We start from the raw sequence: 25,014 nt of genomic DNA, 5'->3' as shown, positions 1-25,014 counted from the left end.
CCTGAATAACCATCATGCTCAAGATAAGTCCAAAATTTGTAAGTGCGGTACAAAATGCAAAAAGCTTAGCGGAGCTTTTTCCGATGCTGCAAAATGCCATTGAGTTGGAACATTCCACCATTCCTCCGTACCTAACCGCGTTGTTTTCGTTCAAAGCCAATACCGAGTCTGACACCCGAAAAGTGATTCACTCGATTGTGATTGAAGAAATGTTGCACATGACCATTGCCGCCAACATCCTCAATGCCGTGGGAGGATGCCCCGCCATTTCACGCCCCGATTTTGTCCCCAATTACCCCACGCATTTACCCATGGGCATTGGTGGTTCGCTCATTGTGGGCATCGAAAAATACTCCCTCGATGTGGTACAAAACGTTTTTATGGAAATTGAAGAACCCGAAAACCCCATCGAGTTTAAAACCATGGCACTGGCAGCAACCGAGGCTACCTACAAAACCATCGGCGATTTTTATCGGGCATTGCAGGCCAAAATAGCCGAGCTCGCCCCCGACGAATTGCCTGGCAATCCCGCCAAACAGGTAACTTCCAGCTTTTTCTCTTCCGACCTCCTCTACCCCATCCTGACCAAAACGGACGCCATCAATGCTATCAACGTCATTGTAGAACAAGGAGAAGGAAGCGAAGTATCGCCGTTGGGTACCGACGACGAACTTGCCCACTATTATAAGTTTGAAGAATTGTACAAAGGCAGAGAACTCGTTAGAGATCCCAATGCCCCCAATGGCTATTCGTTTACGGGTCCCGTCATCCCGTTTGATCCCTCTAACGTGCTTCCGCTGTACCCCAATACCAAAGCGGAGATGTTGCCCGAAGGCTCCGAAGAACGTCGGTTGTTGGACTCCTTTAATCAGACGTACAGTAACCTACTTTTTGGGCTACACCAAACCTTCAACGGCCATCCTGATAACCTGAACAATACCATCGGGCTGATGTTTGATTTGAGGCTTGCTTGCCAAAAACTCGCCGAAATGCCTTTCCCAGGGCAGGATGGCTACACCATTGGGCCGTCGTATGAATTTGTTCAACCCACTACCCAACTATGAACTTTCAATTACAACAATTAGTCACCAAGCTATCGGTCAGCGACGTGCTGCGCTCACGGGCATTTTACGAGAATGTTTTGGGATTTACCGTGGATGAACGCTATACCATCAGCGACGGAGGCACCTACAGCACCAACTCCTATGTCGAAATGAATGCTCCCTGCGCACAGGGTGGGACGTTCACCATTGGGCTGTACAAAGACATCGACGCGCCCTACCCATCCATGCCCGCCAACGGCACGGTGCCCAGTTTTATCGTGGACGATATAAAGGCGACTTTACAGGATTTACTCCAGCAAGGCGTGGTAGTGATGCCAATGGGCGGTGGCGAAGGCGATGACAAATACATCATTTCCAACACTTCCGACGAAGGCTTCATTGACCTCTTCTTTTTCTTCTGCGACCCCGACAACAACTCCTTTGTCATTAGGCAAAACATGGGGAAAGGGTAGCTGCGTTTTCGGAGAAATCAGAGGTACAGTTTGTTGCCCTGAATAGTGTTTCTTCAATCATCTTTTTTCAATTTATTCCAATGAATAACTACGATGTAATCATAGTAGGTGGAGGTTCGATGGGGCTATCCACGGCTTATCAATTAAGCAAAGAAAAGGTAAAAACACTTGTGCTTGAACGGTTTACTTTTCAGAACCAACTGGGAAGTTCTGCGGGGTTTACTCGGCAATTCAGAATACCCTACCCAGAAGAGTACATGGTAAAATTGGTGGTTCAAAGTGAACCCTATTGGGAAGACCTCCAGAGCCAAACCAAATTGGAGTTGATGAAAAAAGTAGGGACGTTATGGTTTGGAGACCCCGATGTACAAACCACCGAAGGGAATATAAAACTAGCAGAACAAGCCTTAACCAATCAACAGATTCCTTACACTAAATTGAATGCTACTGACATTCAAAACAAATACCACTTTAAGAATTTACCTTCTACGTACGAGGGATTATTTCAAAAAGATGGAGCTAGTATTAATTTAAAAAATACGGTTGAAACCCTTCACAGTTTGTGTGCTACGTCTCCATTTATCTCATTGAAAGAGCATTCAAAAGTAGATAAAATCACTTCATCAGCGAACCAAGACATTCAAGTTACCGTAGGAAACACCACCTACACTTCAAAGAAACTGGTTTTAGTACCTGGGCCATACGTCGATGAGGTAACGAGCCTCCTGCGCATTTACTTGAATGTGACCTATTGGAACATGTCATCTGCTTATTTTAAACTGACGGATCCCTCTATCAACTATCCTACGTGGTTTGTGTTCCAACCACCCAAAGGAAAAGATGGAAACGAGTTTTACGGATTTCCTGCGGTAGATTGGGATTACCCTGGTTACATCCGAGTCGCCCCCGATTTTGTCATTAATCCGCTCACCGACCCCTCTCAGCGAACCTCTATTCCCAATAAAGAAGAGTTGGCCTTAACGTCGGAGTGGGTTAAAAACCACATGACAGGCATTGACCCACGTCCGTATCATACCTCCACTTGTTTTATGGCCTTGAGCAACAATGCCTCCAAAGAATTGATTGTCGATTTTGCGCCCAGCTTCGTTCCAAACCACCAAAACATAGTGCTTTATGCCACGGGTTGGGCAGGAAAATTTATTCCACTGATGGGAAAAATACTAAGCGATTTGACGCTGAACCAAACAACGGAATACGACATCAGTCACTTTAAATTAACCGATAAACACCTCAAAAACATCTAAACCCAACACACATGAAAAAGTACTCCATCTTTGGCGCGGGCGCCTCTGGCCTTTACACCATTTGGCGCTTGCTAAACGGTGAAACAACGACAGAAAAAGGAAAATTAAAACAACTGCACGAGGGAGATGTGGTGGAGCTTTATGATTGGGGGCAATATGACTTCAATGATGAGCACAGGGGCACTAGAGCCGCAGGGGCTCGCATCTGTACTTGGCATTTCAACAACGACCCCGAAGCCTCTTATTTAGAATTGGGAGGAATGCGCTATTCTCAGTGGAACGAAACAACACAATCGGGCCATAAAGTGGTGTCAAAGGTAATTGAACTGCTAAACCTCGACCAGTATTCGGTGGAGTTCGACGAATCTGCTGACCCACTTTATTACCTCAGGCACAAAAACATGTACAGCAGTGAGATTAGCGCAAGCAATCCTGCTCCTTACAATATCCCTAATGGTGGAGCTGCCCAAACTCCTTTCTACGGAATGAACGAGGTTGGGAAATTGGCCATTACCCAAGATTACCCAAAGACTCGCCTCGATTGGCTTGAGTTCAACAAATACGGACGATTGAAGTACGACACCGATACAAATTCGGTTTTTAAGAATGGCGATTTAGTCAGAAACATCGGCTATTGGAATATCATGTATGACCAACTAACCAACGAAGGCTATGATTATGCCGCAGATGGAAACGGGTATTCGTCCAACGTCATTAACTGGAATTCTTCCGTCGCCTTTGAGGCCAACGATGAATTTATGCCAGGCACCGAATACAAAACGTTAACCCACGGTTTTTCGATGATGTTCAATGCGTTGTTCAATTCGATTGTCCAACTGGCACGCGACAAAGGAATTGATTTTAGGTACACACCAAATACGCGCCTCCATTCCATTTTGGCTGACGAAACCACCAACAAAGTGCGATTTAAAATTGCGTCAAGAGAATCGCCTTGGCTTTCAAATGCCGTAGAAGAGACAGATGCCGCTTGGTTAGCCATGCCTCGCCACTCCATCGAATTGGTCGCTCAGGCTACGCGTTACCACCATGCCCCCAAAGGTACCTATGACGTGCTCAATCAAGCATCGGTTCAAAACTACTTGGAAGCAGCCATTGTACAACCTTCCTACAAAGTGGGGTTATTTTTTGACTGCGAATGGTGGATGAATGCCAAATACAAACCACGACTAGAGCAACAAGGCAAGCCTAATTCGATTGGCCCAAGTGTGACAGATACGCCGATACGAATGGTGGTTTATTTTGGCAATAATGCCCTCGATAAAACGCAAAAACCAATCTATGGGATTTTGGCAAGCTATGACGACGAAATGTTTACTGATTTTTGGAAAGAACTAGAACTGAATACCGACGAAGACCGTACTATCCCGAGTATCGATAATATTCAGCCTCTTCAAGGTCCTAAAAAATGCCCAAATAACATGATTACAATGCTTCGAAAGCAACTCGCCGAGATACATTTTGGCCCAGGTTCAGACTACACGCTTGTCCCTGAGCCCTTGGAAGCACGCTATATGGACTGGTCGCTTCCTCCTTTCAACGCAGGTTATCATGCCTGGGCGGCTCATTATGACATCAATGACGTACAACGAAAAATCCGTAAGCCCTCCCAACTTGTAAACAAAGATTTGAACATCTACATCGTTGGCGAAGCCTACTCCAACGACCAAGCGTGGGTGGAGGGAGCCTACTGCACGGCGGAGTCAGTTCTGAACGACTTTTTTGATGTTCATCCCATCGTGGACGATACCCAATATCCGTTTATTAGCCCCGAACTGTAGCATTGGTAGGGAACTCACACTGGAATTTACTCAATCAATTTTATATTTCTTAAACCCTAAAAAAATGTCAGACATCAAAAAATTTTCACCAAAAGTGGTGGATGAAGACGCCGATTATGGAGTACTTAAAGCACTCGAAGGAACATGGGTCAACCACAATCCAGATAACAACACCACTGGATGGGGATTATTCACAATATGTATGCCCTCACCTGGTACAAGCTCCGAAATGATTCCTGGTAAGTTTCATTTTCTAATCCAAGAGTACACCGAAGAACTTACATTCACGTTGGTGCCTGGCATGGTTCGGAATCGAGGAGGAGCCAATGAACAATTTTGCGCAGCAGTCAAGTACGAACAAAGCATCAAAGATTTGACAGGAAAAGGGCTTCACGAAGAAAACGGTATGTACCTTCGTCTGAATGACATTTACAATCATCCAGCTGATAATGAATCTATTATGACCGACATTGGCTTTCCTGAACTTGCCGCAGGGGCAGGAGCCGAAGGCCCCAACTACGTCTCAGCCTACAGTATCTCTCGCAGTGGAACGATTCCGCACGGAAGTACCATTTTATTATTAGGAACCCACTCCGAAAATTATGATGGTACATCTCCTGTTTTTCCTGAAGGTACTGCAACATGGGACTTCAATCACCTTGCCATTTCTCAAAGTATGGGTGGTGCAGGAACTACGCCTGACACTCCCATTAACCTTGATGAACCTGCTCCTGCATGGGTGCATGACACAAGTATGCCAGACCAAGACCCTAGCGGAAACCGAACCTACACGCAACGTATATTGGCAAGTGAATTTTACCCCTATTCTGTTCGGCCTGATTTACGGTTACGCGACGCCATCAAAGGACAAAAATTCAAAGAATACAGTTTAATTGAACTGACTTCCAGAGAACAGGGTGGGCCTGAAGGCGGAATTCTCAATACTCCTTTTATCAACAGATTTACTCCTACCACCGAAATGAACTTTCGTATGTGGATTGAAAAGATTATTGAAAACGGCGAGGAGGTGTTGCAATTACAATACGAGCAAATCCAGTTTTTTGAATTTCATTTTGGAACCGACGGCGGTACTACGCGCTGGCCACACATCCAAGTGAATACACTACGAAAAAAACAATAACTCTTCTTTGTCCGCCCCGACAGATTATCGGGGCGGGCACACCTTAAAAGGGAGAGCTTGCTGGTTGGGGCGAGCGGGAGAAGGGCTACGCATTTTGAGTTTATTCGTCGCTACTTCTCAATCGACAAACATCTCACTATAAATACATTACAAAGCTTTTTTGATACTTATGGCAAGTTTTCTATTTTAATAGGTTAAACGCCTCGGAGAGGCAAAACCTTTGTAGTAGAAAAATAATAAACCCCTCCCCTAAAGCCCTATCCAAGTGGCCGACGCTTGGTGAAAGAGGTCACCGAACGTCGGCCGCCCCAACGGGGCTTTAGGGAAGGACAATTATTTATTTCTACGAAGATTTAGCTCCTCTGGAGCAAGAAGCGGCCAGCTTGGCAGTGAGTGACCCCAACCTCCGATACCGCGTGCATCCCACACATGGCCTTTATAAACCTTTCGATTGTCAGCCTAGGCTCGAAGCCTTGGAATAGTCAGCACCAGTGGAACACTCGCGCTATCGGAAAGTAATGAAATTAAACTACCTTAGCGTATTCTGTAAGAGATAAGGCTTTTAAAAAATGAAAAATACAGAGGTAACAAAGTTCTTGGACGAGCAAAATCATCCGTTTAGAAAAGAAATAGAGGAATTAAGAAATTACCTTTTATCTGCAAATCCAGATTTAACAGAAAATATCAAATGGAACGGCCCCAACTACTGCGTTGGCAATGCGGATAGAATTACAATGAAAATTCAACCTCCCACGAAACAAGTACAATTGATTTTTCATAGAGGTGTAAGCAAACAAGCGCAACCCGAAGACAAACTAATTGCGAATAAAAGTAAGAGGTTGGTTTGGAAAGGAAATGACCGCGCAATTATCACTTTCAAAACCCTGGAGGACATCGAAAATGGAAAATCAGAATTGATAGAGATTGTCACTGAATGGATAAATGCAACGCCTTTGCACCAAGCATAACCAACAATAGCAACAGCAAAACCATGAAAAACACCCTTTTTGACTTCATTTCAAAATACATCACCCTGACCGAAGATGAGAAGAACATCCTGCTTTCATTAGACCTATTTCGCACCGTTAAGAAAGGGACGATTTTACTCAAAGAAGGACAAAAATCGAAAGAGAGCTACTTCGTACTCAAAGGCTGTATTAGAAGCTATTATATTTTGGACGGGGAAGAAAAAACCACTGCTTTCTACACCGAAATGGAAGCCTTGACGCCCCCTTGTGTGATAAACAAAATGCCGTCCGACTATTACGTCAGTTGCGTAGAAGACAGTATAATTACCGTTTCAAATTCGGACATGGAAGTAGAAGTCAACAGCAAGTTTCCCAAGTTTGAAATCATGTGTCGGATGCTATCGGAAGAATTGTTGGCGAAACAACGTATAGACTTTGACGAGTTCAAAACTTCTTCCCCCGAACAACGCTACCTGAACTTACTCCATAAAAGACCCGATTTGATTCAGCGGGTACCCCAACACCAATTAGCCAGCTATTTGGGCATCAAACCCCAATCGTTGAGCAGACTACGAGCCAGAATTACGGAAAAAGACAAAAGCTAAGGTACGTTTCTTAACTTAAGTGAACGAGGTTAGGCAACCCCTCTATCTACTTTTGCAGCATCGTTTAACATTAATGAAAACAGACATGCAAAAGAAAAATTTATGGATTGGGCTTGCTTTGGTGCTGGTAATTTGTTCACAGGTAAAGGCACAATATGCCAACCAAGAAAACACCTATAAAAAGTGGTTTGTTGGTAGTACGGTATTTTTATTGGGCAATTTAGCCACGACCAATCCTCCCAATTTTGCCCAACTCAACATTGGTTATCGTATTACGGGAAAAGATGTAATTACCTTAGAACCAAAAACATGGAAATATGCTTGGCCGAATGGCATTCACCCCTTTTTAAACAAAGCCTACGGAAAACCAGAAGAAAAATTCCCAGGGTATGTCCGTGAATATGGCGTTTCGGTGGCTTACCAACGTTTTTTTTGGAAAGGGTTATACGCCGAACTGAATGTCATGCCAACATTGCAAAAATTTGTGAATAATGACGGCAAAAAAATTGACAATGGCTTTCAGATTTTCAACACCTACCGCGTTGGTTATCACATCAAACTTTTCAAGGATAAGTTTTTTATTCAACCCTCCATTGCCATTACCCACCGTGCTTATCACACAACGTTACCTGATGGATTCAAACAGTTGGATGATAAATGGTCGAAATTTGTTTGGGGAGAACCAGGGTTTCATTTTGGGTATAATTTTTAATCATTCGTCCGTAACTTGCAATGTGGAACAGAAAATAGCCGACAGAACCAAAATGAAAATTGCAATCGCTGCCTTCTTTTTGCTAAATGCCACTTGTGGCTTGGCTCAAAAAACGGTTTCCTTTGCCGATTCAATCCGCAAAACATACCACATTCCTGAAATTAACTATGCGGTCGTCGATGCTAATTCTACCTTAGAAATCGCGGCTTTGGGAAGGCACTCCATCGCACTACCCGACACGGCCACCCTCAACGACCGCTTCCATATTGGCTCCAACACCAAGGCCATGACGGCTTTTATCATTGCCAAGTATGTAGAAAAAGGCAAGCTAAAATGGACAACGAAGTTTTTTGAGGTATTTCCCGAGTGGAAAAAGAAAAGCAAAACTGCCTACGCCACTATTACTTTACAGGATTTACTTTCGCACAAAGCAGGGGTTGCGCCTTTTCAGGGGGAAAATGACCCCGAAATCCCTGCTTTTAAGGGGACAAATCCACAGAAGAGGAAACAGTTTGGGGCGTTTGTACTCACCATCGACCCCGTCAAAATAGACGAAAAAACGCCCTTTATTTATTCCAATGCAGGTTATACCCTAGCGACCCTGATGCTGGAGAAAGTAACCGCCAAAAGTTGGGAGCAGTTGGTGGAGGAAGAGTTGAACAAAAAACTCAAACTAAACGTCCAATTGTCTTGGCCCGAAAATCAGAAGCATAAAGATACGTGGGGACATAGTTTTGAAAACGGCAAATTGCAGCCCATTCCCTCCACTTTCGATTACCATTTGGACTATACGGAACCTGCGGGAGACATCAATATGCGTCTGACCGATTACGTCAAGTTTATCCAACTCAATTTACAAGGACTAAGTGAGCAAAAAAACTACCTCGCTCCTGCCACCTATCAGTTTATTCACAAGGGTATTAAAAACTACTCCCTCGGCTGGTACAACATTTACGAAAACGGCCACGAACTTTCGACCCACTCGGGCACGGTCGGCACGTACTATACCATTGCCCACATCGACCGACTAAAAAACAAAGCTTACCTTATTTTCACCAACTCTTTCAGCCCCGATACCCAACAAGGCGTGCGGCTTTTGATGAGAAAATTAAAAGAAAATTACGGATACTGATTCACCACTTCCCCCATTAAATTTAAGTTATGCGAAAAGTACAATTCTATTTCGAGTCACTTGGTTTTTCGGGGGAAGACCTTGAAAAAATTCTCAAAGCTTTTGAATTGCGGCATTTCAACAAGAACGATTTTTTGGTGGAAGAAGGCAAAATAAGCCGACACATGGGCCTATTGGAAGCCAGCATTTGTAGCATCGACGCAAGCCGTCTCGATTTGATAGTAATCGGTAGATTTTTTGTCAAAAAAATCAATCTATCTAAAAAACAGCCGTACTTTTGAACATCGACTCAACCCAATGCAACCTCATGGAATACGTTCTAATCATTCACGAAGTAGCCGACTACGATGCTTGGAAGGCCATTTTTGACCAAGCCGCAGGTATCCGAAAAGAAGCAGGCGAGCAATCGTACCAAGTCTTAAAGTACGAAAACGACGCCAATAAAATCGTCCACTTCTCGGTTTGGAATAGCCTAGAAAACGCCAAAGCCTTTTTTGAATCGCCTAAATTGGTACAAATCCGAAAAGAAGCAGGCGTAAAATCCCCCGATTTTATTTATTTGAGAGAGTTAGAAAAAGGAATACTTTAGTGCGTTAGAATCGGGTTGTGAGCAACCCTCAGCACAACTCGAATCGGGTTGTGAGCAACCCTCAACACAGTTTAGCAACCCTCAGCACAACACGCCATTCTGCACTCTACCACTCGACACTAAAAAAATGCTCCCCCCCAACACGCTTCTCCTCACCTCCATCGACCTTATTGGCACGTTTGTTTTTGCCCTCAGTGGCATCGAACTTGCTTCCAACAAAAAAGTGGATTGGTTTGGGGCGTACCTGATTGGGCTAGTTACAGCCATTGGGGGTGGTACAGTCAGGGATGTGTTGCTTGACATTCGGCCATTTTGGATGCAGCAGAGTCACTATTTTATTATGACAGGCGTGGCGTTGGTGGCGGCACTTTTGTTCAAAGACCGCATTTTCAAGTGGCAACGGGCATTGTTTTTGTTCGATGCCATTGGCTTGGGGCTGTTTACTACGGTGGGGATTAGTAAAAGCCTTGCCATGGACTTGCCATTTTGGGTATGCATCGTCATGGGAACCGTCACGGGGTCGATTGGTGGCGTTATTCGCGATGTGTTGCTCAACGAAGTGCCCCTTTTGCTGCGCAAAGACATTTACGCCTTGGCCTGCGTTGCGGGTGGATTGGTCTATTATGCGGGACTTCAAGTGGGTTTTTCTACCAGTTTTACCCAACTCATCGCCGCAGTTGTAGTAATTTTTGTCCGAATCATTGCCCAAAAATACCGTATTCATCTGCCCGTCGTTTCTATTAAAAAAGAGACGAATCACCCGTAAGCAACCACGTTTCAACGGCCTAAAAATACATTTCCCCGACTGCATCTGCTGGTTGAACCCGTATTGACGTCCCTAAAGTTGGCAAATGCGGTATTTTTGACATTGGAAACACAATCTTCAATCCAATGAACTTCCTTACTGAACTCAAATCTCGCAACGAAACGCTCTTTTACTTTGGCTTAATCTGCAACCTACTGGCGTTGGCTTTTTTGGTCCTTAGTCAAGTGACAACGGTGCAAGTTTTTAAGGTAAACGCTTGGAACAAACCTTTGAAGTTCGCATTATCCATTGGAGCGTACGCATGGACGATGGCTTGGTATTGTTACTATTTACCGAAGTTTAACTTATCGCTTTTCAACTGGACTACTGTTTTATTGCTTGGTTTTGAACTCTTCTATATTGCCTTTCAGGCCAGCAAGGGTCAGTTGTCGCATTACAATGTAAGCAGCCCGTTTTATTCATTTCTGTACGGATTGATGGCCATCGCTGCCAGTGCCACCACCGTTTACACGGCTTACATTGGGTGGTTATTCTTGCAGCAGGAGTTTCCTACCCTCCCACTTCACTATCTATGGGCCATTCGGTTGGGGATTCTTTTGTTTGTGATTTTTGCGTTTGAGGGCTTTGCAATGGGTTCGCGCCTCAACCACAGTGTGGGTGCTTACAACGACAATTCCAATTTGTTTGTATTGGGGTGGAGTAAAACCGTCGGCGACCTGCGCGTTGCTCATTTTATTGGGATGCACGCCTTGCAAGTACTTCCCATCCTTTCTTTTTATTTGCTCAAAAACACCAAAGCTACAGTCGTTATCGCAGCGTTGTATGGGCTACTTGCGGTGGCTTCGTTGGTACAGGCGTTACAAGCAAAACCATTACTGAGGTAAATTTTAGCGTGCCTCTTTTTTCCCTTTCTGAAAGGCAATCAATATCCCCGAAACGATAATTAATACAATCCCAAACCAGCTCAGAGTGGCAGGTAGCGCGTCGCCAAGAAAAATGCCGAAGATAACCGAGAAAACGATGTTGGAATAACCAATAGCTGCCACTTCCGCCGATTTACCATACGTAAAGGCTTTGGTCAAAAAGATTTGTCCCAACAAAGCCGAAATCGCCAACAACGCAATCCACAGCCAATCGGTACCCGCAGGTTGCACGTATTTTGCAATGAGGAACGACCATTCGGGAGCATCCACCATTTCACCCAATCCGAGTGAAAGCATCGGCATCAAAATCCCTGAAAGCATAAACGACAGCACAATGCTGCGGGAGTCGTAATACCCTGCCAACTGCGCAATACTCATGTATGCCAAGGCCGTCATGATGGCATTGGTGAGGCCAAGGGCGTGGTGTTTGAGGCTCAAAAAATCGGTGTGAAACTGCGGCAAAAAAATGAAGCAAATACCCGAAAATCCGATAAAAATAGCCCACCAAACGGGTATTGAAAGTTTTTCTTTTAAGAACAACACGCCAATTAGCGCCAAAAAGACGGGGTACGATTGCTGGTAGGTAATGGCTTCGGCCAAGCCGATTTTGGTCACGGCAAAGAAGAATAAATAGAGTGCCAAGGTTCCGATAATTCCTCTAAAAACAAGCAATCCTAACCTTCCTCCAGTCTGTACCAACGGCCGTTGCAAAACGCTAAACAACACAAAAAGAACGCCGATAATATTCCGAAAAAAAACCAGTTCGACGGAGCTAATGTGTTTGCCTAACACCCGCGTACAAGCCCCCGAAACCGAGAAGCAAAATGCCGCAAACAACATACTAAGTAAGCCTGAGGAAGAAGGAGAAAGATTATTTTTCACGTTTAGCAAGGACGTTTCTTGATGGTTCTTTGCATCACTGCTTTGACACGTTGAACCGTATGTTAAATTAAGTTGGATACAAGCAGTAAAGTTCCCATTTGAGTTCCAACTTCTTTTGCCCACAGATTGACAGGGATGTCTGTCACAGATAAGAATATTGTTTTGGCACACGATTTTAGTCTATTTTTGGGGCAAAAACTTGAAAAGTCTGCCTCATTATGCAAGAAAGTTACGTTCAAGACCAATTGTTTGATAAACAAAACTTCACCGAAACACCCCTTCCCAAAGGTGAATACGAAAGCTGTGTGTTTCAAAATTGCCTTTTTTCGGACAGCGATTTATCAAGTATAAAATTCATCGACTGCGAATTTAGAGGTTGCAACTTGAGCATGGTAAATCTGAAAAATACGACCTTGAATGGGGTGATTTTTAAAGATTGTAAACTTTTGGGACTACGATTCGACAATTGCAATGGCTTTGGTCTTTCGTTCTCTTTTGAAGGCTGCCAACTCAATCACTCCTCGTTTTTTCGGACAAAAATCAAAAAAACGCACTTTAAAGATACCCAACTCCAAGGGGTTGATTTTGTAGAATGTGATTTGACTCAGGCGGTTTTCAACAATTGCAACCTTGAGCTTGCCAGTTTTGACCGTACTTTGCTTGAAAAAGCCGATTTTCGGTCGTCGTACAACTACGTGATTAACCCCGAAACCAACAAAATCAAAAAAGCGAAATTCTCGCTGTTGGGTGTGGCGGGGTTGTTGGAGAAGTATGATATTGTAATTGAGAAGTAAATCAACCAACCTCCCGAAAAAACATCCCGAAAGTTCTAAAACTTTCGGGATGTTAAATTTTAGAAACTTTCGGGAAGGTAGCTTATTTCCTCCGCTTCCGTTGCATTTGTAACGGCACGCAAGGTATTTCAGGACATTCACAGTTTACTGGCTGCAAAACTACTTTCTTTTCAGTGAAACAGCCGTTTGTCGTCATTACTCGAATCACGTAAGTCACTGCCGCTGTTGGATTGGCAATGGCTTCCATCAACCTTCCGTTCGCAGGAATCGGCTGCTGAACAACGGTTTCGTCGTAGGTTGTACCCACTGTAAGTCCGAACGTAGTCGTTGGGTCAAAGCCTGTAATTTGTAAATAGCCATCCTTTTTCGCGCTATCGCCCGCACAAGTCGGAGGAGACAACAAGACACCAAATGTCGGCGCAGCCAACCGCGTGATGCTTACCGTATCCACACAATTTTCAAGCGTTGAGGTTAAGACAAATCGGTACGTACCTGTTTTGTTCAACCCTTTCACCAAACCAGTGCTGTCAATTGTGGTAAACGACGGATTACCACCCACCACACTCCACACGCGGCCGTTGGTAGCTTTGGGTAAATTGTAGGTCAACGTAGGCTCACACATCGTCACGTTCGGGCCTGCTGGGTTATCAACGCATTGCTGCGGTGGATTAGCATCGCACAAAGTACGATCCACTTGCTTGACAAACGTACAACCGCTTGCCGATTTCACCGTCAAACTCGCCGTTTGAGCAATCGGAATGTTAGAAACCAAATAGGTATTATTTCCTTCTGAAGTCACCGTTCCCAAACTCGATTGTAAGGTACTTTGCGGAGTTATTTTCACCCGAACCGAATAACTCGTCAACGAACACTGCGTCGATTCTACCGTCAAAGATGGCAATTCATTTACCACAACCTCCACCGTATCGCTTTGTTCACAATAGCCATCCGTTACTTTGACAATGTATTTCCCTGCCTGCGTTAGCTGCGCATTGAGGCGCGTTGGGTTTGCTATGGATGCCGTAAAATTTGCAGGGCCTGTCCAGCTGATAACCGCACCGTCGCTCACCGTGGCCAGCAATTGAATGGTTTCACCCACACATACACTGTCACCTACGGCAACCACCGTCGGCAGCGAGGGGCCTGTTACCTCGACGCTATCTTTTCCGACACAGCCGTTGGCATCAGTCACTGTTACGCTGTATTTTCCTTTGGCAATAGAAACCAAATCTTGCGTAATCGCGCCATTTGACCATACATAACTATACGGTGAAGTTCCACCCGACACTTCTAAGTTGATAGCTCCCGATTGAGGCGTCGTACAGTTTACTGTCTGCGGGGTTAATACCAACACCAACGGTTCGGGGGCTTTTTTCAATACAATCTTTTCTTCTACAAAACAGCCCGTTTCTGAATAAACCCTCAGCGTGTAGGTCATATCAGTCGTAGCGCTGCCCGCATTTTTCAATATCAAACCATCGGCAGGGATTGGCGCAGGCGTTTGGTTGACATCATATACATTGCCAACTGTCAACCCGTACTGCGAAGTAGCTGCGAAGTTTTTCAACTGAATAAATCCTTTCGCTGCCACACTGTCATCCGCACATTGCGGCGAAGAGGCCACCAACTGGTACGTAGGTAATGCGTTGCGTGTGATGCTTACGGTGTCGGTACAGTTATCTAGCGGTGAAACCAAAATAAAGCGATATAGTCCATTGGCAGTCATGCCCGTCACTAAGCCCGTAGTATCTGCAAAGGCCGAACTTGGATTCGACGCCGATGCAATCCAATAACGGCTATTGGTTGGTTTTGGCAATGGATGTGTTTCGGTGGGTTCGCAAATAACCGCGTTAGGTCCCGCAGGATTGTTGGTGCATGGACTTGGTTGATTAGCATCACAAATGGTACGATCCACTTTCTGAGACATCGAACATCCTGCCTGATTAGTGGCCGTAAACGTGGCTATTTTATTGTTTGGAATGTTACGAATGTAATATTTATTGTCGCCCTCGTAAGTGACCGTTCCTTCGTCGGAGGAGAATTGCGTATTGGGTGAAACCTGTACCCGTATTTCGTACGAATTGGGAATGCAGCCCGCATAAATCACCATCACCGACGGGCGCTGGTGAATTACCACTTGAACCGTATCAGTACGGAAACATTCCCCTTTAGTAACGGTTGCTACATAAATTCCTGCTTGGTACAATTGCGAATTAATAATCATCGGGTTAGGATTGCCCGACGCATATCCCACGGGGCCCGTCCAGCTAATTTGTGCCGTTGGGTCATAAGTAGCCGAAAGTTTCACCGTATCACCTTCGCAAACGGTATCGCCTTTGGCCACCAACGACAATAAAGCAGGATTTGCCAGTTGAACACTGTCGGTGGTCGTACATCCGTTGGCGTCCGAAACCACTACTTTATACCAACCACTCTTTAAATCCGCAATGTCCCACATTTCAGCACCGTTTGACCAGCGTACCTTGTAAGGAGTGGTTCCCCCCGCAATTGTCAACGTTACTTTACCGTTTTCGCCATCGTGGCAGGTAGGCGCAGTAGGTGTTAAGGTCAACGAAAGTGGATTATTAGGCTGGGTGATGGTGAAATCAATATCAATCGAGCAATTGTTTTCGTCTTTCACCGTTAGGCGATAAACACCCGCTTTCAAGTTCGCAATGTCTTGGGTCGTTGCCCCATTTGACCAAGAATAGGTATAAGTTCCCGTTCCTCCTTGAACGTTAAAATCAATGCTACCATCGCTTCCGCCCAAACACGAAACTTGCTTAATTTCGGCGTTAGGAGCTAATTCGGCAGGTTCGGCCAGAGTTGCGGACGCTGAAACTACGCAGTTGTTGCTATCCACGACGGTCAAGGTATAAGTTCCTGCGGGCAGTCCATAGACGTTGGGCAAGGTAGAACCATTTGACCATGAATATTGATAGGGTTTTGTCCCGCCCGAAACGGTCGATAAAATTGTCCCTGAACTCAACCCTTTGCAGGTTACATTTTCGGGAGAGAGCGACAGCTTCAACGAATCTGGCTCACCAATCACCACGCGCAGGTCGGTACTACAACCATTTTTATCAGTAACCGTCAGGGTATAAACTCCCCCCGAAAGGCTCGTAATGTCCTGACTCACCGCTCCGTTTGACCAATCATAACTGTACGGTTCTGTCCCGCCCGTCACCGTAACGTCGATGCGCCCCGTGTTATCGCTTTTGCATTTGACATCGCTGGAAGCATAGGTTGCTTTTAACGGGTCAGGCTCCGAAACAACCACTGTCAGGCTGTCCGAACAACCGTTGGCATCTTTCACTTTGACTTTATAAGAGCCCGCGCTGAGGTTAGCAAGGTCTTGAACTACAGCCCCATTTGACCACTCATAACTGTAAGGCATCGTGCCACCCGTCACCGACAAATCAATACTTCCCGTTGCGCCGCTTTTGCAATTTACGTTTTGGGCGGTGGCCGATAACTTGAGCGAATCGGGTTCAATAAGAACAAACTCCAACGTTTTTACGCACAAATTGGAGTCAGTCACCGTCAGCGAATACGTTCCTGCTTTGGCCGCAAGTAAGTCTTCTACCGTCATTCCGTGCGCCCATTGGTACGTATAAGGTGCTTTTCCTCCGCGCACACTTACGTTGACGTCGGTGGTCGCTCCTTTACATAAAATTGGGGCGGCTTGGTAAGTCACTATCAAGGAATCAGGTTCGGTTAAAGTCGTTTGGAAAACGGCACTGCAACCGTTGGCATCTTGCACCGTTACCGAATAAGTACCCACAGCCAGCGATTCGATGTCTTTGGTCGTTTTTCCATTTGACCAAATGTATTGATAAGGCGTCGTGCCTCCCGTAATGGTCAAATTGATTTTACCGTCAGTACCATTTTTACAATTAACATTCTGCACCACTGCCGAAATTTGTAACGAATCGGGCTGCGTCAGGGTCACATTTACTCCTTTTTCACAGCCTTGCGCATCGGTGACGGTCACGGTATAATTTCCTGCTTTGGTAGCCAAAATATCCTGAGAAGTAGCTCCGTTTGACCACGCATAAGTGTAAGGTTGCGTTCCTCCAAAGACACTCACGTCGATTTTGCCGTCGGCTCCTCCGTAACATTTTACCGCCGTCAACAGCGTTTCAATTTTTAACGAATCAGGTTCAATGATGGTAATAGTCAGTTGTTTTTGGCAAAGATTAGAATCCGTGACAGTAACGGTATAAGAACCTGCTTCCAAGTTTTGAACTTGGGCAGTTGTCGCTCCGTTTGACCACGCGTATTGGTACGGCTCTACGCCACCTGTCACCGACACCGAAATTTTTCCGTCGTTTTTACTGCGACACTGGGCATCCGTTTTGGTAAACGAAATGTGCAACGAATCAGGCTGAGTTACCGACACCGACAATGTAGTTTCGCACTGGTTGGCATCTTTCACTACCACCAAATACGAACCTGCTTTTACGCCCGTCAAGTCTTGCGACGTTGCACCCGACGACCAAAGATACGTGTAAGGCGACGTTCCACCTTGAACGGTCAAATCCACTTTGCCATCATTGCCATTGTAACAACTTACGCGTTCGGTCGTGGCCAACGCTTTGAGGGAATCAGATTGTGCAATGGTCGTTTGTCCGTTGGTTTTACAGCCATTGGCATCGGTTATATTTACCGTATAAACGCCTGCTGCTAGGCCCGTTACGTCTTCGGTGGTGGCATTGTTTGACCACAAATACGTATAAGGCCCCGTCCCGCCCGTCACGGTTAGGTTGGCTTGTCCAGTACTGCTTCCCGCACAAGTAGCATTTTGGGGAAGAATCGTGACGTCCAAAGGTGTAGGCTCCGAAACCGTCACAGATGCCGTTACAGTACAACCTTTGTTGTCTTGTACCAATACATTGTAAGTTCCCGCAGCTAGGTTTTGCGGGTCTTCGATACTACTCCCATTTGACCACCCAAAAGTATAAGGCTGCGTTCCTCCCGTGACGGTCAAGTCAATGCGTCCATCGGCACCTTGGTAACATTTGGTAGCAATGCCAACGCCTGACGCCGCAAGCACCGAAGGTTGGGTAATCTCAATGTCCGTGACCATTATTTTACAGCCATTGGCATCCGAAATTTCTACGGAGTATTTTCCAGCCACTAAGCCCATACGGGTTGCTCCTGTTCCTCCGTCTGACCACGTGTAAGTAAGCGCGCCCGTTCCGCCACTGGCATTGACAGTAATGGTACCGTTGTTCCCATTGGAACACGACACAGGAGTAGTTTCGTATTGGGCTGATAAAGATGGTGGCTGACTGATGGTCGTTGAGGCCGTTTGTTTTACACAATTATTTGAATCAATTACCGTAAGGGTATAGCTTCCAACGGGCAAACCATAGACGTTTGGTGTGGTTGCAATCACCACATTACTGGCATCTTTCCATTCATATCGATACGGCTTTACCCCTCCCGATACCGACGAAACAAGCGTTCCTGAAGAACCGTTCGGACAGGTAACATCGTTGGAAGTAACCCCCACCACTAACTCCGCTGGTTGGCTTATTTGGTTACTTCCTTTGACCGTACAACCATTGGCATCGGTCACCGTTACAGTGTATTCTCCCGCTACCAAATTGGTCAAGTTGCGCGTTGTAGCCCCATTGCTCCACGAATAAGTATAAGGCGGAGTCGCGCCGTCAACAGCATCAAGCGTAATGGTTCCTGTGGCTTCCCCGAAGCATTTTACGTTGGTTTGGCTTCCAAAAATAAAGAAAGAGGGCGCTTGAGTCACAGTGGCCGAATCACGTTTTACGCATCCGTTGGCGTCCGTAATGGTCACTCGGTACGTACCCGCTTTTAGGCTTATGATGTCTTGCGACGTTTGCCCCGAATCCCACACATAGGTATAAGGTTCTGTGCCTCCTGTGACGGTCAGGTCGATGGCACCCGTGTTTTCGTTGTAACATTTTACGTTGGTCACCGCCATACTACTTGCCAAAGCTGGAGGCTGGGTGATACTTACTTGGGTCGATTGCTGGCAACCATTTTTATCGGTTACGGTTACGGTGTAAGTAGCTACTGACAAACCCGTTACGTCTTGGGTTGTCGCACTGTTGCTCCATTGGTAAGTGTAAGGTGCAGTTCCTCCCGTGACGGTCAAATCAATTTGTCCCGTCGCAGCTCCGTGGCATTTTACGTTTACTTGCGTCGTTGACAATTGCAGAACGGTTGGCTGCGTAATGGTATCGCTTTGGGTCACCGTACATCCGTTGGCATCGCGCACCGTAACACTGTAAACACCTGTAGATAAACCCGATAAGTCCTCGGTCGTTGCGCCGTTTGACCACGCAAAGGTATAATTGGGCGTTCCGCCCGTTACCGTCAAATTGAGACTACCGTTGGCTAAACCATTACACGAAATGGGTGTTCGAGCGATTGAAGCTATCAACTGAGAAGGTTGCCCAACGGTGGCAGACGTCGAGGCAGTACATCCTTTGGCATCCGTTACGACCACCGAATAATTTCCTGCGGCGACGTTACTAATATCCTCAGAAGTAGCTCCGTTTGACCACAGGAAGGTATAATTGGGCGTTCCACCCGTTGGGGTTAAATTAACACTTCCCGTAGCTGTTCCAAAACAAGTAGCATTGGTCGCCGCTGCCGAAGCAGCAGGTAGAGGATTGACCACCAACGTTACTTTTCCAACGCTGAAACAGTTTTCGTTAAGTCTTGAAACGCGTACAAACACCGAATCTCCATTCACTGCCGAACGCGTACTTCCCAAAGGACTTACGTTGGCAACGGCATTGGCGCGAGTCGCAAAATAGGCTACCTGCATGTTGGCCTGGCCACCCGTTACCATGGCGTTGGCATTGGTCAAAGTAAAATCAACTCGACCGTCGCCGTCGTCACATTTTTCGAGCGTCGCGTCGTAGGCAACAGGTGCGGGGTTAATGGTGATTTGCACCTCATCGGTCGTAACGCAACCGCTCGCGTGGGTGGTGCTTAGTAAATATTTACGAACGATTGGCGTCGTACCGTTGTTGACCACCGTTACCGTTGGGTTGGCCACAGTCGTGCTGCTTAATTCACTCAACAATGCCGCACCTACGGGCGTCCATTCGTACGTATAGCCCACCAAGCCTGCGCTACAACCAAGTTGGGCGGGGGCATTGCTACAAGTAATGGCATCGGCACCCGCATTTTCGTATTTAAAATCGCCTCCTAAATTCTTTTGGTAAGTCGTACAGGCACAACCTTTTACCAACACCACCAACGGGCACGGAATGGGTTCCGAATAAGGAATAGCGCCGTTTAAAGTAATGATCTCGTTGGTGGCAATGGCTTGCGTCGTCGAATAGGTTTGCAGCAGTACGTCGCCTGCCGTATAAGTGCCACTCTTGTCTTTGTCTTGGTAAAGCTCCACAGTCGTGGCATTTCCAGCGGCTACGGGAGCACCCGTATTTTTAAACTTAAATTGCCCCGTTGCGCTGCTACAAGTAAAGGCAATACTGTGAGAAACGTAGGTAAAGTTGGCCTTTTTGACCGAAATCGTATCCGAAACAAGCCCCGTTAGTACCCTAAAATCGGGGCAGAGCGTAGTTCCACAAAATACGTCAAATGGCAAGGAAGTTTGGGCAACCACTTGCTCGGTGTTGCAAGAGGTTGAGGCGTTTACCTGTACTTGGAACGTAAAATTCATGGCACCTCCAATGGGCATTCCAGCCGCCACTCGCCACGTCAATGATTTACCACCGTTGGGCAAATTTACCACCGTGTAACTGTTCAAATTGGGTGGACAAAAACTAGAACTACATACCACCGATCCCGCTACGGGCAAATAACCCACAGGAAGCTGCACTTCTACCAAACCGCTGTCGTTGGTGGCTGACAAACCCAAATTTAAAACGCTTACTCCAATCGGATAATTAACATTGGCACAGGCATTAATGGAAGGTAATGAGAGGCTTACCTGCGTTTTGTAAGGGGTATTAGCCCCCCGAATATTGACCGCAAATCCTTGAACGTATTCTGAATTACCTAATGCAGCATTGCCACAAGGGTCTTTGCCATAAACCCGCAATCCAAACGGTTGTCCAGATAATAAGTCACAATTAGGTTGAAGTTTAAAGCGAATAACGGCTTCGTTGTTGGGAGCAGAACCAACCCCCGACAGGCTTTTTCCTGTGCCAAAATTGGTGGGGTCAATGACGCCCAAATCAAACGGTAGTGTTGAATTTTGGGCACTTTGGGCCGCCAAAATCAAGTTATCTCCTGTCGTACTGAAAATACGTTTTGTTGTTCCTTTGGGGTACTCAATCGTGCCTGACCCCGCAATGTAATCCAACCCAATCTTTCCGTTGTTGGTCGGCAACTCCAAGTTGGCTAAAATACTATTGACCGAAGTAGGCTGACCCGACACAATACGCACTTCTACTTCAAACGGCTGACACATGTCGAAAGGCCCAGCGGCTTTGGTAATGGTGGCCGAAATTTGAGAAGGTTTTACTTCATAAAAAAGCGATAAGGAATCTGAAATAAAAGGGACTGTACCTAAAGTTGTACCACTTGAAAGCCCTAAACATGACCAACTTGTAAAAACTTGTATGGTATCTCTTCCGCAAAAATTGGTAGTTCCCGTGACACGGTACCTTCTGCTTCCGTTCCGCGATATAGTTGAGTTTCCTTGATAAATTCCGCCCGCATTGAGAGAAATAGTAACCGCTGTCCCCGTAATGTCTTGTACTTGTGTCAGTATAAACGTCCCATTATTGCTCTTGACAGTGAGCCACGGAAACGGCGCATCGGCCAAAGTGGAGGTATTGCTCACCACCACATCCCAAGAAACTGTACTTGAGGTTGCGTTGACCGTAGGTTGTGAAGTACTTAGCCGCAAACGAGGGGCATTATAACTCACCGTGCTGTTGAGTGTCGTACTATTCACTGTTACCCCAGTCAAAGCCGAAAGTGGTGGCAGATTTCGGTATTGCGTAAAAGTCCGAATCGAACTAGAAGAGTTTACATAGCCCGCCGCCCCAATCGGCGTAAGGGTGAGGGTTTCGCGGAAAGAATAACCTTCTTCGGGATATGGTAACAACCCATTTACAAAAAGCTGTTGAAGATTGACAATCAGGGTATCTCCCGAATAAAAATAATACGAACTTGGGATGGTAATGTTGGTCGTCGTTGTGTTATAACCTACTGAGCGAGTCAACGATATATCGACTTTATTAATGGTATAAGTGGCAGGCGAAGCCAGCGTTTTGGAGTTAGCAGGTACTTGGAAGATGCGGTATTCGTTGGTAAAAATATTGGCTCCCGCAGTGGTGCTGGTTGAAGTTCCAACGCTAAAATTGAAATTGTTGACCAACGTAAAACTGCCACAACCGTTCAAATTGGTGTTTGAAGTCGTCGTGCTGTTAAAAATATCAAAGTGTCTCATTCGCCCTTTTCGCGTTCCGCATTGGTACTTTTGAGCAGCAGTTGGAGCTACAACATTGGCTACATAAAACTCAGGTGTAATGTCCAACACTTCTTCTACCGACGAATTGGCAGTTAAGTTATTGGCAATGTATTTAGCCGTTACCACCACCGAATCACCATTGGCAAATGTAAAGCCTGCGGGCAAACATGACCTTGAAATCAAGGTAGTCGTGCTAAAATCGTACGTAAATACTTTAGTTGTTGTACCTGTTACCGTTGCCGCGAGGTTCGTACAAGTATAAGAATTGGCTCCTCGGATAATTTGGACGGTATAACGTGCGTCGGCTATTTCGTCGGCATTGGTGATGGAAGCCGTGGCGTATCCGTATGTAAAACTAGGGATGGTTGCCGACGTTTTTACCCTTCCCGCGTAGATGGCACGAAGGGTGTCGCCGACCACAAAACGGTCTAATTTTGCTAAATCAAGGTTTCCTGTGGCATCGGGACTGCTGTCGTTATTGTTATCGGGGCTACCCGTTGTTATGCGTCGAATATCATACAATGCCCAATTCATTCCGTGCGTACAAGCACCGCCTGGACACAGCAATTCAGTGACAATGCTCGAACACTGCGGCGGCAAAGCCCCGCAGCCCGTTGTACAACTCGGGTCGGTGATAAACTGAGATTGAAAACTAATCGTCTTATTTCCTGCTGTTCCGCATTTAGCGGTGAGTTTAATGAGGGTTCGGGAACGGGTTTGGCTAAAACTAATGGGGGCATTGAAGCGCACCGTAAGCACTCCCGCGGTATAGTTGAAAAAGTTGGGTGTTCGGGTCACCCCTCCTGCATCAATGAACGAAAAGTCGGCGGCATTTCCCGAAAACAGAAAACCGTCGGGAATCGTGTATTTGTATTCCAAATAGGCAGGCGCGGTGTTGTAGTTTGAAGGAATACTACTGCTGTTTGAAAGCACCTCCATCGTAAACGTTTGACCGTCATAGATTTGCAAAGGCGAATCTAACGTAAAAGTATTGGCTGAATATGTTTCACTTTGCCCCGACTGAATCGTGCGGGTGTAAGTTGTGGTCGCACAAGCGCCACTGTAAGTACCCGAATACCCCCAACGGCGAGGCGTGTAAGCCGCGTTACAAGTAGCAATACAACAAGAAATGGTATAAAAATCAATGAAAGCCGTATCGCCAGGTGCTATTGTCGGAATGGTGATTTCCATTCGTGACGGGGAATTAGCGGGTGCGCAGGCATTGGTTGCCGTGGCTAATTGGGTAGGCGTTGTTGTTTGGGGAGTTCCAAAATTTTTGATTCGGTAGGAATATGGCCCTGCTAAATACAGTTGCTGGGTATTGTCAAAATTAGGAGTACTGTTTACCGTTCCAAACTGCACTTTTACGTTGGTGGCGGCATAGGCTGTCGTATTAGCCACCACAATCGTTTGTTTGGCGGGGGTATCAAAACAGCGCGGCGTGGTCGTTCGGGTTGAAAATGTCAACGTTGGCTGTACGCTTGTTACCGAAACTGAGGGAGTATTATCAGTAGCCGTTTGGCAAATTTGCCCGTCGCAGCCCCACTGTGCAATGAGCTTGGAAGTAACTGTACTTGCTGGACAGCAAGGGTTTACGGTAATTTTATATTGTAAAACAAAATTTTCATTCAATTCAAACGCTTCATCCCCGTCGCCAATAAATTTAATCAACGCCTTGTTGAAAGCTACTTTCACCGAATCGCCCGACGTACTGATGGCCGACACGGGAATACTGATGTTGGTATTGGCAGGATTGATACGAAAATCACTGTAAGTAAACTTGCCCGCGCTGGTAATGTCAGCAAAAAGGAACTCCTCTAGCTGCCCAAATGACCCGTTGCTGATGGTCATACTGCGGGTCGCGGTTTGCCCAGGATTAATTGAAACGGGCGAAGTACTGGCCGATGTGATGCTCAAAGACGCATAAATGACGTCATAATTAACCGTTTTTGTCCCTAAAATGGAGAGGGTTGTTCCGCTGCTATTTTTAATGGAAATTACGTCTTGGAAACCACCGCCGCTGATTTTTTGGGCACGGGCGGCACATATCGCTTTTTTGCGAAACGAAAATTTCAAGGTCGTATTGGCAGGCCAAGAAGCTACCGTAAAGTTGGGTGCGTTTAGGTTCACTGCCGTTCCGACCACCGCTGGGCCTTGCAAGGACTGCGTGGAAGTTGGAATCATTTGAATGCCCACACCCAACTGAATTGTAATGGTCGCGTTGGTCAGGGCTGTACTGCCATTGGTAATGGTGACGACGGTTTCGGCACCGTTGGGTTGGCAAGTAATGGCGGGGCTTTCGCTCGTGAAGCTATTGACGAGTTGTGCATAAGCCCCTCTAACTGAAAGAGCTAACAAACAAACTATCAACGCAATGGCTTTATAGAAATGATGTTTCATTCGACTGCTTTGGCTTTCGATTACAACTTTTCGAACTGTGCCTAGCGTGTCCTCAACAAGCGTGCCAAAATTCCAGTAAT

The 25,014-nt window shown here is 46.0% G+C and carries 16 protein-coding genes; 14 read left to right on the top strand and 2 right to left on the bottom strand.

Features of this window, described 5'->3' with window-relative positions; translation table 11 throughout:
- Nucleotides 1–14 precede the first annotated feature (14 nt).
- The 13 genes from DTQ70_RS03305 to DTQ70_RS03245 all read left to right on the top strand — a co-directional run bounded on the left by DTQ70_RS03305 (nucleotide 15) and on the right by DTQ70_RS03245 (nucleotide 11,377).
- Nucleotides 15–1,064 carry a ferritin-like protein gene (locus DTQ70_RS03305; protein WP_122929490.1) on the top strand — a complete coding sequence of 350 codons (1,050 nt, stop codon included), beginning with the start codon at nucleotides 15–17 and terminating at the stop codon, nucleotides 1,062–1,064.
- Nucleotides 1,061–1,516 carry a VOC family protein gene (locus tag DTQ70_RS03300; protein WP_122929489.1) on the top strand — a complete coding sequence of 152 codons (456 nt, stop codon included), beginning with the start codon at nucleotides 1,061–1,063 and terminating at the stop codon, nucleotides 1,514–1,516. The genes DTQ70_RS03305 and DTQ70_RS03300 overlap by 4 nt, the downstream gene beginning before the upstream one ends.
- 80 nt (nucleotides 1,517–1,596) lie before the next feature.
- On the top strand, nucleotides 1,597–2,781 hold the full coding sequence (locus DTQ70_RS03295; protein ID WP_122929488.1) for an FAD-dependent oxidoreductase: 1,185 nt from the start codon (nucleotides 1,597–1,599) through the stop codon (nucleotides 2,779–2,781).
- 11 nt (nucleotides 2,782–2,792) lie between these two features.
- Nucleotides 2,793–4,580, top strand: coding sequence for a hypothetical protein (locus DTQ70_RS03290; protein WP_122929487.1), 1,788 nt, complete (start codon nucleotides 2,793–2,795; stop codon nucleotides 4,578–4,580).
- A gap of 64 nt (nucleotides 4,581–4,644) precedes the next feature.
- Nucleotides 4,645–5,721: a peroxidase, FMP-type gene (locus DTQ70_RS03285; protein ID WP_122929486.1), complete on the top strand. Its 1,077-nt coding sequence runs from the start codon at nucleotides 4,645–4,647 to the stop codon at nucleotides 5,719–5,721.
- Between the two features lie 569 nt (nucleotides 5,722–6,290).
- Nucleotides 6,291–6,689 (top strand): DUF1801 domain-containing protein, encoded by a 399-nt coding sequence (locus tag DTQ70_RS03280; protein ID WP_122929485.1) that lies wholly within the window; start codon nucleotides 6,291–6,293, stop codon nucleotides 6,687–6,689.
- 23 nt (nucleotides 6,690–6,712) lie between these two features.
- Nucleotides 6,713–7,294 (top strand): Crp/Fnr family transcriptional regulator, encoded by a 582-nt coding sequence (locus DTQ70_RS03275; RefSeq protein WP_122929484.1) that lies wholly within the window; start codon nucleotides 6,713–6,715, stop codon nucleotides 7,292–7,294.
- 85 nt (nucleotides 7,295–7,379) lie between these two features.
- On the top strand, nucleotides 7,380–8,006 hold the full coding sequence (locus tag DTQ70_RS03270; RefSeq protein WP_122934253.1) for a hypothetical protein: 627 nt from the start codon (nucleotides 7,380–7,382) through the stop codon (nucleotides 8,004–8,006).
- Nucleotides 8,007–8,058: 52 nt separating this feature from the next.
- Nucleotides 8,059–9,138, top strand: coding sequence for a serine hydrolase (locus DTQ70_RS03265; protein WP_164489838.1), 1,080 nt, complete (start codon nucleotides 8,059–8,061; stop codon nucleotides 9,136–9,138).
- A gap of 29 nt (nucleotides 9,139–9,167) precedes the next feature.
- Nucleotides 9,168–9,419: a hypothetical protein gene (locus DTQ70_RS03260; protein WP_122929482.1), complete on the top strand. Its 252-nt coding sequence runs from the start codon at nucleotides 9,168–9,170 to the stop codon at nucleotides 9,417–9,419.
- Nucleotides 9,420–9,445: 26 nt separating this feature from the next.
- Entirely contained in the window at nucleotides 9,446–9,727 is a 282-nt protein-coding gene (locus DTQ70_RS03255; protein WP_122929481.1) for an antibiotic biosynthesis monooxygenase, read from the top strand.
- Nucleotides 9,728–9,854: 127 nt separating this feature from the next.
- Nucleotides 9,855–10,493, top strand: a complete 639-nt coding sequence (locus DTQ70_RS03250) for a trimeric intracellular cation channel family protein (RefSeq protein WP_122929480.1) — start codon at nucleotides 9,855–9,857, stop codon at nucleotides 10,491–10,493.
- A gap of 125 nt (nucleotides 10,494–10,618) precedes the next feature.
- Nucleotides 10,619–11,377: a hypothetical protein gene (locus DTQ70_RS03245; protein WP_122929479.1), complete on the top strand. Its 759-nt coding sequence runs from the start codon at nucleotides 10,619–10,621 to the stop codon at nucleotides 11,375–11,377.
- Between the two features lie 3 nt (nucleotides 11,378–11,380).
- Here the strand turns inward: DTQ70_RS03245 and DTQ70_RS03240 are convergent, their stop codons facing one another.
- Nucleotides 11,381–12,298, bottom strand: coding sequence for a DMT family transporter (locus DTQ70_RS03240; protein WP_229600063.1), 918 nt, complete (start codon nucleotides 12,296–12,298; stop codon nucleotides 11,381–11,383).
- A 218-nt stretch (nucleotides 12,299–12,516) separates the two neighbouring features.
- Between DTQ70_RS03240 and DTQ70_RS03235 the strand changes: the two genes are divergently transcribed.
- Nucleotides 12,517–13,092 carry a pentapeptide repeat-containing protein gene (locus tag DTQ70_RS03235; protein ID WP_122929477.1) on the top strand — a complete coding sequence of 192 codons (576 nt, stop codon included), beginning with the start codon at nucleotides 12,517–12,519 and terminating at the stop codon, nucleotides 13,090–13,092.
- A gap of 82 nt (nucleotides 13,093–13,174) precedes the next feature.
- Here DTQ70_RS03235 and DTQ70_RS03230 read toward each other — a convergent pair whose 3' ends face one another.
- A complete protein-coding gene (locus DTQ70_RS03230) occupies nucleotides 13,175–24,934 on the bottom strand; it encodes a SprB repeat-containing protein (protein ID WP_164489837.1) in 11,760 nt (3,919 codons plus the stop codon).
- Nucleotides 24,935–25,014: the final 80 nt, after the last annotated feature.

Origin of the sequence: Runella sp. SP2 (genome assembly GCF_003711225.1) — a bacterium.
GTDB lineage: Bacteria > Bacteroidota > Bacteroidia > Cytophagales > Spirosomataceae > Runella.
Note: the sequence above shows the minus strand (reverse complement) of the source record. Positions and strands in the feature narration are given on the sequence as shown.